General features: G+C 71.8%; 14 protein-coding genes. 8 read left to right on the top strand and 6 right to left on the bottom strand.

Features of this window, described 5'->3' with window-relative positions; all coding sequences use genetic code 11:
• Nucleotides 1-162 precede the first annotated feature (162 nt).
• The 6 genes from HEB94_RS44730 to HEB94_RS44705 all read left to right on the top strand — a co-directional run bounded on the left by HEB94_RS44730 (nt 163) and on the right by HEB94_RS44705 (nt 7,635).
• Nucleotides 163-1,650 carry an NCS2 family permease gene (locus HEB94_RS44730; RefSeq protein ID WP_238361786.1) on the top strand — a complete coding sequence of 496 codons (1,488 nt, stop codon included), beginning with the start codon at nt 163-165 and terminating at the stop codon, nt 1,648-1,650.
• A gap of 11 nt (nt 1,651-1,661) precedes the next feature.
• Complete coding sequence (locus tag HEB94_RS44725; RefSeq protein ID WP_192755459.1) at nt 1,662-2,435, top strand: SDR family oxidoreductase; 774 nt, start codon at nt 1,662-1,664, stop codon at nt 2,433-2,435.
• A 241-nt stretch (nt 2,436-2,676) separates the two neighbouring features.
• Complete coding sequence (locus HEB94_RS44720) at nt 2,677-3,108, top strand: MarR family winged helix-turn-helix transcriptional regulator (RefSeq protein WP_192755458.1); 432 nt, start codon at nt 2,677-2,679, stop codon at nt 3,106-3,108.
• Nucleotides 3,105-4,904 carry an MFS transporter gene (locus HEB94_RS44715; RefSeq protein WP_192755457.1) on the top strand — a complete coding sequence of 600 codons (1,800 nt, stop codon included), beginning with the start codon at nt 3,105-3,107 and terminating at the stop codon, nt 4,902-4,904. Before HEB94_RS44720 ends, HEB94_RS44715 begins: the two co-directional genes overlap by 4 nt.
• A gap of 286 nt (nt 4,905-5,190) precedes the next feature.
• Nucleotides 5,191-5,778, top strand: coding sequence for an RNA 2',3'-cyclic phosphodiesterase (gene thpR, locus HEB94_RS44710; RefSeq protein WP_192755456.1), 588 nt, complete (start codon nt 5,191-5,193; stop codon nt 5,776-5,778).
• Nucleotides 5,779-5,988: 210 nt separating this feature from the next.
• Nucleotides 5,989-7,635, top strand: coding sequence for a molybdopterin-dependent oxidoreductase (locus HEB94_RS44705; RefSeq protein ID WP_337918411.1), 1,647 nt, complete (start codon nt 5,989-5,991; stop codon nt 7,633-7,635).
• 11 nt (nt 7,636-7,646) lie between these two features.
• Here the strand turns inward: HEB94_RS44705 and map are convergent, their stop codons facing one another.
• The 3 genes from map to HEB94_RS49860 form a co-directional block, all read right to left on the bottom strand.
• Nucleotides 7,647-8,414: a type I methionyl aminopeptidase gene (map, locus tag HEB94_RS44700; RefSeq protein ID WP_192755455.1), complete on the bottom strand. Its 768-nt coding sequence runs from the start codon at nt 8,412-8,414 to the stop codon at nt 7,647-7,649.
• Nucleotides 8,415-8,578: 164 nt separating this feature from the next.
• On the bottom strand, nt 8,579-9,214 hold the full coding sequence (locus HEB94_RS44695) for a helix-turn-helix domain-containing protein (protein WP_202896873.1): 636 nt from the start codon (nt 9,212-9,214) through the stop codon (nt 8,579-8,581).
• Nucleotides 9,211-9,507 (bottom strand): DUF6597 domain-containing transcriptional factor, encoded by a 297-nt coding sequence (locus HEB94_RS49860; protein ID WP_202896872.1) that lies wholly within the window; start codon nt 9,505-9,507, stop codon nt 9,211-9,213. The genes HEB94_RS44695 and HEB94_RS49860 overlap by 4 nt, the downstream gene beginning before the upstream one ends.
• 232 nt (nt 9,508-9,739) lie before the next feature.
• Here HEB94_RS49860 and HEB94_RS44690 point away from each other — a divergent pair, with 232 nt between their 5' ends.
• Nucleotides 9,740-10,330 (top strand): TIGR03086 family metal-binding protein, encoded by a 591-nt coding sequence (locus HEB94_RS44690; protein WP_192755454.1) that lies wholly within the window; start codon nt 9,740-9,742, stop codon nt 10,328-10,330.
• Nucleotides 10,331-10,381: 51 nt separating this feature from the next.
• Here the strand turns inward: HEB94_RS44690 and HEB94_RS44685 are convergent, their stop codons facing one another.
• The 3 genes from HEB94_RS44685 to HEB94_RS44675 all read right to left on the bottom strand — a co-directional run bounded on the left by HEB94_RS44685 (nt 10,382) and on the right by HEB94_RS44675 (nt 14,058).
• On the bottom strand, nt 10,382-11,110 hold the full coding sequence (locus HEB94_RS44685; protein WP_192755453.1) for a 3-keto-5-aminohexanoate cleavage protein: 729 nt from the start codon (nt 11,108-11,110) through the stop codon (nt 10,382-10,384).
• Between the two features lie 227 nt (nt 11,111-11,337).
• Nucleotides 11,338-12,516 (bottom strand): DMT family transporter, encoded by a 1,179-nt coding sequence (locus HEB94_RS54000; RefSeq protein WP_337918410.1) that lies wholly within the window; start codon nt 12,514-12,516, stop codon nt 11,338-11,340.
• Between the two features lie 3 nt (nt 12,517-12,519).
• A complete protein-coding gene (locus HEB94_RS44675; protein WP_192755452.1) occupies nt 12,520-14,058 on the bottom strand; it encodes an MFS transporter in 1,539 nt (512 codons plus the stop codon).
• Between the two features lie 101 nt (nt 14,059-14,159).
• Between HEB94_RS44675 and HEB94_RS44670 the strand changes: the two genes are divergently transcribed.
• Nucleotides 14,160-15,026 carry a helix-turn-helix transcriptional regulator gene (locus tag HEB94_RS44670; RefSeq protein ID WP_337918409.1) on the top strand — a complete coding sequence of 289 codons (867 nt, stop codon included), beginning with the start codon at nt 14,160-14,162 and terminating at the stop codon, nt 15,024-15,026.
• Nucleotides 15,027-15,036 lie beyond the last annotated feature (10 nt).

The following is a 15,036-nucleotide window of genomic DNA, read 5'->3' as shown; positions in this document are numbered from 1 at the left end:
CCCGAGGGTAACGCGGTGTTCGCGATGGGCGGTCATCGTCCCGCCTCGGCACGCCCGCGGGCCGCGGTGTGTCGCCTTCTGTCATGCTGCCGCCCTGACTGCCGGGGCGGCGGTGTCCGACAGGGCGTGCGAGACCGGCAGCCGAGCGGAAGGGATACCTCGATGGCCGGTGCGGCGACCGGGATGGCAACTGCCGGACAGCGCTCCACGAACAGGCTCGACAGCTTCTTCAAAATCACTCAACGCGGGTCCACCGTCGGCCGGGAGGTTCGGGGCGGGCTCGTGACGTTCTTCGCGATGGCCTACATCATCGCGCTCAACCCACTGATCATCGGAACGGTGAAGGACGCCGACGGTCAGTTCCTCGGCGGCGGCAGCGCACCCAACCTCGCCATGGTCGCGGCGGCCACCGCGCTGGTCGCCGGTGTGGTCACCATCCTGATGGGTCTGGTCGCCAACTTCCCGTTGGCCCTCGCGACCGGGCTCGGGCTGAACGCCTTCGTGGCGTTCGGGATCGCGTCCTCGATGACGTGGGCCGACGCGATGGGGCTCATCGTGCTCGAGGGCCTGATCATCCTGGTACTCGTCCTGACCGGCTTCCGCGCGGCCGTCTTCCACGCGGTTCCGCGCGAGCTGAAGACGGCGATCAGCGTCGGCATCGGGCTGTTCATCGCGCTGATCGGTTTCGTCGACGCGGGGCTGGTCCGTCGTACGGGGTCGCCGCCGGTGCCGGTGCAGTTCGGTGTCGACGGGTTCCTCGGCGGCTGGCCGGTCCTCGTCTTCGTCCTCGGCCTGCTCGCGATCGTCGTGATGGTGCTCAAGAAGGTCCGGGGCGCGATCCTGTACGGCATCCTCGGCGCCACCGTGCTGGCCATCGTCATCGAGGCGATCGCCAAGATCGGTCCGGCCGGGGCCGGTTATGCCGACAACCCGAAGGGCTGGGGCCTGAACGTTCCGCGGCTGCCGGACACGTGGGTGCAGGTCCCGAACTTCTCCCTGCTCGGTGACTTCAACCTGCTCGGCTCCTTCGAGCGCGTCGGCGTGGTGGCCGCCGTGCTGCTGGTCTTCACCCTGATGCTCGCCGACTTCTTCGACACGATGGGCACCATGACCGCGATCGGTGCCGAGGCCGGCCTGGTCGACGAGCGGGGCGTACCGCCGCACTCCCAGCGGATCCTGGTGGTCGACTCCATCGCCGCGGCGGCCGGCGGTGCCGCGGCGGTCTCGTCCAACACGTCCTACATCGAATCGGCGGCGGGGGTCGGCGAGGGTGCCCGCACCGGCCTGGCGAGCGTCGTCACCGGTCTGTGCTTCCTGCTGGCGACGGTCTTCGCGCCGGTCGTCGAGATCATTCCGTACGAGGCGGCCACGCCGGCCCTGGTCGTGGTGGGCTTCTTGATGATGACCCAGGTCAAGGACATCTCCTGGGATCGCTTCGACATCGCGCTCCCGGCGTTCCTCACCATCGTGCTGATGCCGTTCACGTACTCCATCAGTGTCGGCATCGGAGCGGGCTTCGTGACCTACGTGCTGCTCAAGGTGGCGCGGGGCAAGGCTCGTGAGGTTCATCCGCTGCTGTGGATCGTCGCGGCGCTGTTCGTCGTCTACTTCGCCATCGACCCGATCAAGCAACTGCTCGGGGTTTCCTGAACACTGGTCCGGTGACTGTCTTTCTCGACGAGTTGTTCTCCCTCCGGGGGCGGGTCGCCCTCGTCACCGGAGGGAGCTCGGGGATCGGCCGGGGCATCGCCTCCGCGCTCGGTCAGGCCGGCGCCGCCGTCGTGGTGGTGGCCCGGCGCGAACCGCCGCTGATCGAGACGGTGGCCGAACTCCGCCGTGCGGGTTGCCAGGCCGGCTTCGTGCGGGCCGATCTCGCGGACCGCGCCGAGGTGGCCCGGACGGCGGAGGAGGCGGTCGCGGTCTTCGGCGAGCCGGACATCCTCGTGCACGCGGCCGGGATCAACCTCCGCCCGCGGATGGGCGATCTCACCACGCCCGACTGGGACCGCACGCTGGCGCTGAACCTCGACGCGGCGTTCCTGCTCGGCCAGCGGTTCGGCCCCTCGATGGCCGCTCGCGGCTGGGGCCGCATCATCACCATCGGATCGCAGCAGTCGGTCCGCGCCTTCGGCAACAGCGGGGCGTACGGCGTCTCCAAGGCCGGCATCCTCGCGTTGACCCGGTCCCAGGCCGAGGCGTGGTCCAGTTCCGGCGTTCGCTGCAACGCGATCGTGCCCGGCTTCGTCAAGACGCCACTGACGCAGGCGGTCTTCGACGACCCGGACCGCGAGGAAGCGCTTGCCGCCCGGACCATGGTCGGGCGAAACGGGGAGCCCGCCGACTTCATGGGCGTCGCGGTGTTCCTGGCCAGCGCGGCCGCGGAGTACGTCACGGGTCAGGCGATCTTCGTCGACGGCGGCTTCTCCGTCTCCTGAGCGGCCGCCTCTCCTGGCCTGTCGTGGCCAGGCACTCTGGGTGCGGGCCACCAGTGACCCTTCCTGTACCGGTATGTGCCGGCTCTCGTACCGACATGTGGGCACGTGTCCACACTCGTCCCGCCTGGCGGAAATGACCTGGACAGCGCTTGCCGTCCTGCCGGAGAACGGTGGGTTTCCGCCGACGGTTGGTCGTTAGCAAGGGTAATGAGGTAGGCTAACTACCATGCCGTCATCAACTATGCCCGTGAAATCTGACGCGGGCCTCGCGAGTGTGCTTCGAATCTCGGTGATGCGGCTGTCCCGTCGGTTGCGCAACCAACGCGCCGACGACCACCAGCTCACGGCAAACCAGCTGGGTGTGATGGCGACCGTCAACCGCCACGGCGCGTTGACGATCGGAGAGATCGCCGCCCTGGAGAAGGTGCGGCCACCGTCGACCACCCGCACCGTGAGCTCACTCGAGGCCCTCGGTCTCGCGGTGCGCGAACCGCACCCGACCGACGGACGCCAGGTGGTCGTTCGACTCGCTGACGAAGGACGCCGCATTCTCGCCGCCGACCGCAAGCGCCGCGACGCCTGGCTTGCGCGTCGGTTCCATGAACTGTCCCCCGAGGAGAAAGAGATCCTGCGCCAGGCGGCGCCGATCCTGGAAAGGCTGGCCGCAGCGTGAGAGGTACGTTCCGATCACTACGGAACCGCAATTATCGTCTCTACGCAGCAGGCTCGGCAGTCTCCAACATCGGAACCTGGCTGCAGCGCGTCGCCCAGGACTGGCTCGTCCTCGGACTCACCCACAACAGCGGGACGGCGCTCGGCATCACGACCGGGCTGCAGTTCCTGCCGTTCCTGCTCGTCGCGCCGTTCGGTGGGCTGATCGCCGACCGGTTCGACAAGCGCAAGGTCCTGCAGTGCACCCAGACCGCCATGGGGCTCACCGCCGGCGCGCTCGCCGTGCTGAACCTCACCGGGGTCGTGCAGGTGTGGCACGTCTATCTCCTCGCGTTCCTCTTCGGGGTCGCGAGCGCCATCGACAACCCGGCGCGCCAGTCGTTCGTGGTCGAGATGGTGGGCAAGGAGGACCTGCCCAACGCGGTCGGCCTCAACTCCGCGTCGTTCAACGGCGCGCGGGTGATCGGCCCCGCCGTCGCCGGCCTGCTCATCGTCCTGGTCGGCACCGGCTGGGTGATCCTCATCAACGCCGTGACCTACATCTCGACGATCGTGGCGCTGTCCCGGATGCGTTCCTCGGAACTCCACACGCCGGACACTCCACCGCGTAAGCCCGGCATGCTGCTGGAGGGCGTCCGCTACGTGCGTGGCAGAAGCGACCTGATGGCCGTGCTGTGCATCGTCTTCTTCGTCGGCTGCTTCGGCCTGAACTTCCAGATGACCAGTGCGCTGATGGCGACCGAGGTCTTCGGGAAGGGCGCCGGCGAGTACGGCATCCTCGGCTCGTGTGTGGCCGTAGGCGCGGTGATCGGCGCCCTGCGGGCAGCACGGTCGGCCCGGCCGCGGCTGCGCGTCGTGTTCGTCGCGGCGGTGGTGTTCGCCATCCTCGAGACCGTCAACGGCCTGATGCCGACCTACGGCTCCTTCGCCGCGCTGCTGCCGTTCCTCGGGTTCGCGCAGCTCACGATGATCACCTCCGCCAACGCGATGATGCAGATCTCGGTCTCGCCGGAGATGCGTGGTCGGGTGATCGCGCTCTACAGCATGGTGTTCATCGGCAGCACGCCGTTCGGCTCACCCATCATGGGCTGGGTCGGTCAGACCTTCGGCGCCCGCTGGACGCTGATCGGCGGTGGTCTGATGAGCCTGCTCGGCGCGTTGGTCGCCGGCTTCGTCTACAGCCGCCGGCACGGGCTGGTACTGAAGGTGCGATGGCGCCCGCGCCCGCACCTGCACGTGCGTGACACCCGCAAGCCGTTCGTCCCGATGCCCGCCGTCGTGTCGCTGCCGCTCGACGCGGCGGGGCCCGAAGGCGCCGGCGAGATCGAGGCCGTGTCGGTGGCACGTCCGGCCGCCAACTCCGCGGCGGCCGTCGCCGTGCCGGCGGGAGTGGGAGCACCGGGCCGCGAGACCGTCTCGGTACTCGAGCGCGAACGCCGGACCGCAACCGTCGAGGCCGAGAGTGCGAACCCTCGCCTCGACCAGCGTGGCGACCCGGACCTGGAGGACCTGGAGGACCTCGAGGCTCTCGAGGACCTCCAGGGCATCGGGGCGGCCAGGACCACCGGAACCGGAGCCGAGAGGGAGGGCGCCGGAGCCGGTGGGGACCAGCCGAAGGACGGGGACATCGTGGCGGAGGTCTCCGTCGAGCACCTGGCGTCGGAGTCCGACGACAGGGTGTCCGCATGGACTTCGAGCGATACCTCCCATTCCTCGAAGCCGACGCCGCACGACTCGCTGCCGTCGCGGAAGAAGGCCTCGACGCGCCGGGCCCGGCGCGCCCAGGCTGGCCGATAGGAGCCGTCGTACGCCACCTCGTGCAGGTCTCTGCCTGCGCGAGGTGGTGTGCGTCAGGAGGATCGCTCCTCCCGACCTCCGGCCGCCTGACCTGTCCGGCCGGGAGCCGCGGGCCGCTTCGCCGGTCGGTGACGGGTGACCGTGCGTGCTGGGTGCTGCTCGACCGTGACAAGGTGTCGGTGGAGCCGCCCGCCGACGGCGCCCCCGGCGCCGCCGGGCCGCGTTCGCCACCCGGTAGCGGCGCTGACGAGCGGGTGCAGGACACAAGAAGGCACACGGTGGGCTGATGCGGTTGTTCGTCGCGGTCGTACCCCCACCAGCCGTGCTCGCCGACCTGGGCGCGGCGGTCGACGGCGTGCGAGAGCGCCCGGACGTCGACGCGCGCTACCGCTGGAGCCTGCCGGACCAGTGGCATCTCACCCTCGCCTTCCTCGGCGAGGTGCCAGACGCGATCCGGACCGATCTCGAAGGCCGGCTGGCCCGGGCCGCCACGCGCTGCCCGCCGCTCCGGCTGTGGGTCGAAGGTGGCGGTGGATTCGGCTCCGCGCGCAGGGCACGGGTCCTGTGGGCCGGTGTCCAGGGTGACCTGAAGCCCCTGCGCGCGCTCGCCGGTTCGGTCGCCGCGGCGGCCAGGCGAGCGGGCCTGGACGTACGGGAGGGCCGGTTCCGGGCCCATCTGACCCTCGCGCGGTTGCGGGAGCCGAGCGACGTGTCCGCCGCGGTGGAGTCGTTGTCGACCTACGCCGGCCCGTCCTGGGTGGCCGAGCGCGTCGAGTTGGTCGCGTCGTTCCTCGGCCAGGGCGAGGGGCGGCGTTCCCGCTACGAGACCGTCGCCTCCTGGCCGCTCAGCGGAAGCCCCGGCGACCCGGAGTAACCTCCTCGCGTGCATCCTCGCTATCGGCGGTTGGTGATCCCCGGCGTGCTCATACTCCTGCTGGTGATCGTCGTCGTCGGCGCGCTCGGCCGGTTGTGACCCCCCGAGCCGGGCGCCGCAGCCGTTCGCCGAGCCCGCGAGCGATGTCGAAAGTGTGACGCCTGCCGCCCGCATGTACCGATCTCCAGGTTTCGGGGCGAAGATGCATGGGTGGCTACGTCGATCTCTCGACCGTGGGCAGCCCTGTGGGGCGTCCTGGCGGCCGGCGCCGGTCTCGCGGGCGCCGAACTCGTCGCGGGGGTCGTTGGCGGTCCCCCCTCCTCTCCCGTCGTCGCCGTCGGTGCGGCGTTCATCGATGTCATCCCGGTCCCCGTCCGGGAGTTCGGCATCCGCACGCTCGGCACCGCCGACAAACCGGTCCTGATCAGCGGCATCGTCGTCGTCGTCGCCGCGATCGCGGCGGCCGCCGGCGTGCTGGCCGCCCGACGGCGGGGCGTCGGCCTCGCGATCCTGGCCGGGCTGGGCCTGCTCGGGGCGATCGCGGCGGGTACTCGGCCCGACTCGGGACTGGGCACGATCTTTCCCTCGCTCGTCGCGGCGGCGGTCGGCATGGGGGTGCTGACCTGGCTGCTGGCCGTCACCGAGCGCGCCCAGCTTGTCGCGGACAGCGCCGCCCGGCGGCCGACGGTCCGCGCGGCGACCTCGCCGGGTGGCCAGCTCGGGACACGTCCGACCACCATGTCGACGACGGCTCCCACCCGGACTCCCACGTCGCCCCCGGCACCCCGCGCGCCGATGGCCCGCCGTGAGCTGATGTGGCGGGGCGGGGTGGTCGTCGTCGGCTCCCTCGTCGCGGCCGGCGGTGGCCGGACGCTGCTCGCCCGACAGCAGGCCGCGCAGGACGCGCGCGCCACCTTCCCCGTCCCGCGCCCGCCGACCACGGCGGTACCCGCGGGGGCCGACCTCGGCGTCGACGACCTGTCGCCGTGGCGGACCCCGAGCGACGTCTTCTACCGCATCGACACGGCCCTGACCGTCCCGGTGGTCGACCCGACGACGTGGCGGCTGCGGATCCACGGCATGGTCGACCGGCCCCTGGACATCACGGTCGCGCAGTTGCAGAAGCGCCGGATCGTGCATCGGTGGGTGACCCTGACCTGTGTGAGCAACGAGGTGGGCGGCGACCTCGTCGGAAACGCCCTGTGGACCGGCGTGCCGATCGCCGACCTCCTGGCCGAGGTCGGGGTCCATCCCGCCGCCGACGCGGTGAGGTCCACCTCGCAGGACGGCTGGACCTGCGGGACGCCGCTGTCCGCCCTCACCGACGGCCGCTCCGCGTTGTTGGCGTTCGGGATGAACGGCGAGCCGTTGCCGTTCGAGCACGGGTTCCCGGTCCGGATGGTGGTGCCCGGCCTGTATGGATACGTGTCCGCGACCAAGTGGGTCGTCGACATCGAGGTCACCCGGTTCGACCGGTTCAAGGCGTACTGGTCGACGCGGGGGTGGTCGGAGCAGGGACCCATCAAGACCGCGTCGCGCATCGACGTACCCAGCTCGGGTGCCGCCGTGTCGGCTGGCCAGGTGGTCGTCGCCGGGGTCGCCTGGGCGCAGCACCGAGGGATCTCCCGGGTGGAGGTGCAGGTCGACGACGGTGACTGGAACGTCGCCCACCTCGCCGGCGAACCCACCAAGGACTCCTGGCGGCAGTGGCGGTGGACGTGGGACGCGAAGCCCGGCGACCACCAGGTGCGGGTACGGGCGTTCGACACGGCCGGTGAGGTGCAGACCGCCGCGCTCGCACCACCCGCACCCGACGGGTCGACGGGCCTGCACATGGTCGAGGTCAGCGTCGGCTGACCGGTCCGCGGCTACGGCAGCGTGAGGATGACGGGTCCGTCCTCGGTGATGGCGACGCTGTGCTCGACGTGCGCGGCGCGGCTGCCGTCGCTGGTGCGAAGGGCCCAGCCGTCGCGGGCGAGGTGGTAGGCGTCGTCTCCGCCGGCCATGAACATCGGCTCGATCGCGATCACCAGGCCGGGACGCAGCGGAAAGCCACGGTGGGGCCTTCCGTCGTTGGGGACCGAGGGGTCCTCGTGCATCTTGCGCCCGATCCCGTGACCACCGAAGCCGTCCGGGATGCCGTAGCCCGCGCCGCGGCCGATCTGGCCGATGGCGTGGGAGATGTCGCCGAGGCGGCCACCTGGTTGGGCCGCGGCGATGCCCGCCTCGAGGGCAGCCCACGCGGTCGCGATCAACTGCTCGTCGGCGGGGTCGGCCTGCCCGACGACCAGGCTTCTCGCGGCGTCGCCGTGGAAGCCGCCGAGCTCCGCCCCGAAGTCGATGCTCAGCAGGTCGCCGTCACGCAGCCGGTAGTCGTCGGGGATCCCGTGCACGATGACCTCGTTGACCGAGGTGCACAGGACGGCGGGATAGGCCGTCGGCGCGAAGTGCGGGCGATAGTGCAGGAACGACGAACGCGCACCGTCGGCGGCCAGGACCGCGCGGGCCATCTCGTCCAGCTCCAGCAGGGACGTGCCGGGCCGCGCCTCCTTCGCGCACGCTTCGAGCGCGTGGGCGACGACCCTGCCCGCCTCACGCATCGCGGCGATCTCGCTCGCGGTCTTGAACTCCACCATGCGGGTGCTCCTCCGGGGCCAGGGAAGGCGTCTCCACATCCACGGCTCCTGTGCTGACGGGGGCTCAGATGCGGCAGCCCGATAGTTATACCGGTATTAGTATCACGGGCGCGGTCGGAGGTGCGCCGGGCGGCCTCCTGAGGCTCGCCGCCCAGCGTGCCTCGTCAGCCTCGCCCTCGTCGGCCGATCACGGCCCGTCGCCCGTGACCTCGTGTGGAGGTCGCCGTCGGCTTGGTGGCTCGTGCGGTCGTCGAGGCGGTCTCGCGCGCGTAGCGGGCGGGAGAGACGCCGATGGTGGCGGTGAAGTCCCGGACGAAGTGGGCCTGGTCGCTGTAGCCGAGTTCGACGGCGAGGCGGGCCCAGTCGCACCCCGCACTGCCCGCTTCCGCCATCCGGGCGGTCGCCTCGTGCAGCCGGTAGCGGCGGATGATCCACTTGGGGCCGACGCCGATGTGTTCGGTGCACAGGCGCTGCAGGCTGCGGACGCCGATCCCCAGCTGGTCGGCGAGGTCGTCCACCCGCAGGACCGTCGGGTCGGCCGCCACCCGCTCCACGATCCCCGCCACCTGGTCGACGGTCGCGAGCCGTGACCCGCCCTCGCCCGCCAGGGCGTCGATCCGGGGACGGAGGAAGTGCTCGAACGCCGCGACCATCCCGGCGTCGTCGGACGCCGCCAGGACCGCCTCGGACACGGCGTTACCGGCCGGCCCGAAGATCTCCGCCACCGGCACCACCCGGTCGGTGAGGATCGTGAGGGACCGCCCGAGCAGCGGGCGGAACCCGCCGGGCCGGAACATCACCCCGAGCACCCGCCCGGCGCCGTGCAGCGACTCCCGATGCGGTGCGCGCGGGATCCCGTGACCTGACATCGGCCGGGCAGGAAGGTCACGTTGACGCAGGGGTGCGGCAGCACCACCTGGGTGTGTGGGGCCTGGCCGCGCAGATCCCACGCGACGACCCAGAAGTGGGAGACGAGCGGGGCCAGCGCGGCCGAGGGCGCGTGCCGGCGTAGCTCGAACCTGCGCAGCCCCTCCCGGGCGTGCAGGATGCCCCGGGTGTCCACCGGAGCGCGCAGCGGTACCAGCCCCTCCACGCCTGCAGGTTAGTGGCCGGCACGGACATCCCCCGAGAACGCGGACGGTCCTCGGTGGAGGCGGACCCTCCCGGTGGACGCCGGCCTTGGCCGGTGGGCGAGTCGGCCGTCCGGCTGGCTGTCTGCCCGATTGGTTGGTTGTCGCGTTTCTTCAAGACCAGGTGCCGGTCCCGGGCTTGACTGGTCAGGTTCGCGCGCACCGCGCACTCCGTCCGACCCGAGGAGACCGCACATGAAGCTCCATCCGCTGATGGCGAGCGCCGCCAAGTCGGCCGCCGACGTCGCCCGCGGGGTCCGCCCCGAGCAGCTGGAGTTGCCGACGCCCTGCACGGACTACGACGTTCGTGCCCTGGTCAACCACCTGGTGGTGTGGACCGGGTACGTCTCGGAGCACTCCGCCCGCAAGGCACCCTTGACAGATCCCACCGTGCTCGACCCCGACCGGGACTTCACCGGCGGAGACTGGGCGCACGACTACGCCGCCCAACTCGACCGCGCGGTCGCCGCGTGGGGAGAGCCCGGCGCGGGCGAGGGGATGACCACCATGGGCGGGCACGAGCCGCAGATGCCGGCCGAGGTCATCGCCGAGTTGCTCTTCGGCGAGCTCGTCCTGCACGGCTGGGACCTCGCCCAGGCCACCGGGCAGCGGTTGAACGTGACGGACGAGGTGGCCGAGGCGGCCTACGCCGGGGTGACCCGGTGGGACGGGCAGGCCCGGGAGATGAAGCTGTTCGGCGACCCGGTGGAGGTGCCCTCGACCGCCTCTCGGCTCGACCAGGCGCTCGGGCTGTCCGGCCGCGACCCGGGCTGGCAGGCGCCGTAGGGAGCGGGTACGAGCGGGTGGCCCAGCCGCTCGCTCGTACCCGCCGCTCGTTCAGGCCGACGGAGTCTGTTCGCCCAGGGCCGCCCGGACCAGCGCGCTGTTGTCCTCGGCCACCTCGCCGTTCGGCAGCGTGAAGGTGTCCTCGAACCCGATCCGCACCGGCACGCCCAGCTTGCGCGCCCGCAACAGGACGGGCCAGGTGGCCGCTCCGTCGCTGTGGACGAGGACCGGCAGGTCGATCTCGTGCTCACGCAGGATCCGCAGCATGCTGCTGGCGTCGTGGACGGCGAGGATGCTCGGCCGGTCGACGGGTTCGACGAGGATCCGGTTGGCGAGCCCGCGAAGCGGACCCCGGACGAACCATTCGGCGGTGGTGACCGTGAAGAGTCCGACCTCGACGTCCACACCGCGGGCCCGCAGGATCCGTGCCACCTCGACCGCGCCGTCCTCGTGGGCGTTCACCGATGCCGAGGTGGGAAGGACGTTCCACTCGGCGATCAGGGCCGACCGGCGCTGCGGGTCGGGTTCGATCCAGGCGCCGGTCGTGACGCTGACGTCCAGGCCGGGCGCGGCGGCCCGGATCGCGGTGAGCGCGGCGGCGACGTCACCCGGTGCGAGGGACTCGTTCCCGTCGGCGTTTCGGGGGTGTACGTGCACTTCGGTAGCGCCCGCGGCGGCGACCCGCGCCGAGTCGGCGGCCAGTTCGGCGGGCGTCACGGGAATGCCGGAGTGGTGCTGCTTACGGTGGCCGCCGTTGAGCGCTCCGACGAAGAGTGTCACCCGGCGTTCGCCTCAGACGCGGAGCCGCCCGGCCCCGTGAACGGCACGCCGAGACACGGGACGCCGGCCCTTCCGAGGTGCGTGTACTCCATTGCGTAAGAGTGGCCGCGCCGGCCTTCCGGGGCAACCCCCGCGAGGTAAACGCAGTGCCAGAACCGGTCGGAGGAGACGCGAGGAGAACCTCCGGGGAGCAGCGGGGACACGCGGAGTGGCCGCGGGCCTTCGTGCTACCGCGCCAGGGCGGGTGTCCGTCGCGCCGGAGCGGCGGCGATCGCGACCGCGACCAGGGTGAGAACGGTGCCGAGGACGGTGGTCGGGCTCAGCTCGGTGCCACTGGCGGGAAGGAGCGCGTCCAACACCAGCGCGCCGATGAGCTGGCCCGCGACGGAGGCGAGGCCGAGCAGCAGGACGCCGGTGATGCGGACGACGTAGGCGGCCATGCTGATGAACGCGACACCGAACATGCCGCCGATGTAGAGGATCGGGTTGGTCGGGAACGCGTCCGGCGTTCCGCGCAGGGCGATGTCGACGAGGGCGGCGATGATGAGCGCGGACGTTCCGATCGTGAAGTTGACGAGGGCGGCGACCAGGGCTCCCTGGGTGCGGGTGGCGTGGGGGCCGTCGATGACAGGGGCGACCGGGCCGGGCTGCCCGACCTGCGCGCCACCGGATCCGCTGGCGGTCGCGGCCACCCGGCCGTTCACCGCCTGCTGCCAGGCGGTGCCGACACCCCCGAGCGCCGGGAGGATCGCGAGGGCGGCCTTGGCCGGTGTGTCCAACTGGTGCCCGACCGACAGGAGGACGGCGCAGAGCGCGAGAACGGCACCGACCACTCGCAGCAGCGTCACCGGCTGCCGACCGGCGGGGCCGAGGCCCAGCCGGTCGACGACCAGGCTGCTCGCCGCCTGTCCCGCGACGACCGCCACGGTGAACACCGCAACACCGACCAGTCCGACGATCGAGGACTGCGTGACCACGAGGTAGGCGCCGCACACCCCGCCCAGGCAGTGCCACGGGCGCAGGGCGCGGGCGGAGGTTCCGATTCCCACCCCGGCGGCCGAGCGAACGGTCCGCCAGAGCCGGCGTACACCCGCGCGGGTCCCGGGGCTGAGCGCGTAGACGGTCGCCAGGACGACCAGGCCCGATCCGAACGACCACAGGGCGGCCAGGATCCCGTCGTGTACCTCCTGGCCCAGTTGGCCGTTCACTCGCGACTGGCAGGCCAGGAAGATGCCGATCACGACCGCCGCGACCACTCCGAACGCCCGTTGCCGGGAGCCCGCCCGCGAACTCGGCGGGGAGTCCGGTCGGGGGCTTCGTCGGGAGGCCGGGCCGGCGTTCGGCGGGTCAGGCGGGGAGTTGCGGTGGGAACGGTCATCGGACGCGGAACCTCGCGTTTCGGTCACACCTCATCTTCCGGCCACCTCGCGAGCACGGCGGACGGTACCCCCGGCACGCACCGCGAACAGCACGGTGAGCAGCGCCAACGCCGCCTCGCCGGCGAACACCGCGACGGTCGCGTCACGCCAGCCGTCGGCGCCCACGGGTCCCGCGGCGAGCTGGAAGAAGAGGGCGCCGAGTGCCGCGACCCCCACGGCGAGGGCGGCCTGCTGGGTGGTGGTGAGGACACCGCTCGCGACGCCTGCCCGGTCGGTCGGGATCTCGGCCAGTACGACGCCGAACACCGGGATCATGACCAGTCCCTGCCCGAAGCCGATCGCCGCCAGCGCGGGCGCGAGAGCCGGGGCGCCCAGATGGGCGTACCCGAGGGCGGCCTGGGCGGCGGCCGCGGCGAGACTCGCCGCGAGGACGACGGCGCCGACCACGATCACCCGCGCGGCGTACCTCCCGACCAGGCGGGGCACCGTGAGCGAGGCGACCAGGAAGCCGAGCGCGTACGGCGCGAGCGCGAACCCGGAGCCGAGGGGGGTCATGCCGAGCCCGTCCTGCAGGGAGATCCCGGTGGTGAGGAGGAAGCCTCCGGTCCCGACGAAGAACACCGCGACGACCGCCAACCCGCGACGGAACGCGACCAGGCGGAACAGCGACGGCGGGAGCAGCGGCGAGCCACCCGCGCGTTCGCGGGTCGCCTGACCGCGGACGAAGCCGTACGCCGCGACCGGTGCGGCGGCGAGGCTCACCCAACTCCACGCGGGCCAGCCCGCCGAGGCTCCGATGCTCAACGGCACCAGCAGGAGTGCGAGGGACAGCGTGAGCGCGGCGGCGCCGCGCAGGTCGATGGGTACGGCGACGCCCCTGGTCTCTGGCACCAGGCGAACAGCGAGGCCGGCGACGAGGAGGCTGAGTGGGGCGAAGGTGAAGAAGATGACCCGCCAGCCGAGGTGTGCGAGGTCGAAGGCGACCGCGGCACCGCCATACAGCTGCCCTGCCACACAGGCGATTCCGAGCGTCGCTCCGAAGGCGGCAAGCGCGCGTTGACGGGCGGGTCCGGGGTAGGTGGCCTGGATCGTGCTCAGGACCTGGGGCGCGAAGATTCCGGCCGCCGCGCCCTGGACCAGCCGCCCTCCGGCGAGGAACCACGCGTCGGAGGCGAAGCCGCAGGCGACCGAGGCGACCGCGAAGCCGGTGAGTCCGACGAGGAGCACCCTGCGCCGCCCGTAGCGGTCGCCGAGCCGGCCACCCGCGACGAGGGACGCCGCGTAGGAGACGGAGTACGCCGCGACGACCACTTGCAGCATGGCCGCGCTCGCGTCGAGCGACCGGCCGATCGTCGGCAAGGCGACGTTGACAACGAAGAAGTTCGAGGTGGCGAGGAACGAGCCGAGCAGGATGATCGGAAGGGCCCGCCACGCCGCGCGCGACACGCCGGCAGTGGCGCCGGCGCCGCGGGTGGTCGACCCGGCGGAACGGCGACCGGAGCAGGGCCGGTCAGGCCCCGGCGTGGTCGAGGAGTTGGCCGAGGAGTCGGTCGAGGAAGCAACTGTCACATCGCCAGGTTTGACCCGGCCTGAAGCAGGTACCAGAGCCTGCTCATCCTGGTACCAGCGCTGACTGGCACCAGTGCCATATCCGAGGGATGCTGGTTGTCGTGACCGAGGTCGAACCACGCCGGGCCGAGCTTGCCGGGTTCCTGCGCTCCAGGCGGGAGCGGCTGCGGCCAGAGGACGTCGGCATGCCGGCGGGCGGGCGCCGCCGTACGCCCGGGCTTCGCCGCGAGGAGGTCGCCCAGCTCGCCGGGGTCGGTGTGACCTGGTACACCTGGCTCGAGCAGGGCCGCCCGATCAACGCCTCCGGCTCGGTCCTCGACGCAATCGCCCGCACCCTGCGGCTGCATCCGGACGAGGCGCGGCACCTGTTCACCCTCGCCGGCGTGCCGTGTCCGGCCTGGGCCTCGCCACAGGTCGCGGTCGACCCGGCGGTGCAACGCGTTCTTGACAGCCTCGATCCCTATCCGGCGCAGGTGGTGACACCGCGCTACGACGTGATCGCCGACAACCGCGCCCGCGTCCTGCTGATGGGTGACATGTCACCGCTGCCGGTCCACCGCCGCAACGTGTTGTGGCTGCTCTTCGCCGAGCCGAGGTGGCGCGAGCTCGTGCTGCCCTGGAAGGAGGAGGCGGGCCACTCCCTCGCCCTCTTCCGTGGTGCGCGCGCCGACCACGTCGGCGAGGCGTCCTGGTCGGAGCTGACCCGGGAGCTCAACGCCGTGTCCCCGGAGTTCCGCGAGATGTGGCGCGACCACGCGGTGGCCCGGCCGACGACCCGGGTCAAGACGTTCGTGCACCCCCAGGTCGGCCTGATCCGACTGGAGACGACGAGCCTGTGGCTGCGCGAGCAGCCAGGCGCTCGCCTCGTCGTCTACACCGCGGCGGATGAGGAGGCGGAGAAGTCGCTGCGACGGATGTCGGACTTCCCGGCGTTCGCGGACTGGTCCGAGCTCGCCCGCCACGCCTGACGGAGACGCT

Origin of the sequence: Actinopolymorpha pittospori (genome assembly GCF_014873875.1) — a bacterium.
Classification (GTDB): domain Bacteria; phylum Actinomycetota; class Actinomycetes; order Propionibacteriales; family Actinopolymorphaceae; genus Actinopolymorpha; species Actinopolymorpha pittospori.
Note: the sequence above shows the minus strand (reverse complement) of the source record. Positions and strands in the feature narration are given on the sequence as shown.

What these genes read in the sequence shown, in the direction of transcription:
- map (WP_192755455.1), bottom strand. Translation starts at nt 8,414, where the DNA reads ATGGTGGAGTTCAAGACCGCGAGCGAGATCGCCGCGATGCGTGAGGCG.
- thpR (WP_192755456.1), top strand. Translation starts at nt 5,191, where the DNA reads ATGCGGTTGTTCGTCGCGGTCGTACCCCCACCAGCCGTGCTCGCCGAC.
- HEB94_RS44690 (WP_192755454.1), top strand. Translation starts at nt 9,740, where the DNA reads ATGAAGCTCCATCCGCTGATGGCGAGCGCCGCCAAGTCGGCCGCCGAC.
- HEB94_RS44730 (WP_238361786.1), top strand. Translation starts at nt 163, where the DNA reads ATGGCCGGTGCGGCGACCGGGATGGCAACTGCCGGACAGCGCTCCACG.
- HEB94_RS44720 (WP_192755458.1), top strand. Translation starts at nt 2,677, where the DNA reads ATGCCCGTGAAATCTGACGCGGGCCTCGCGAGTGTGCTTCGAATCTCG.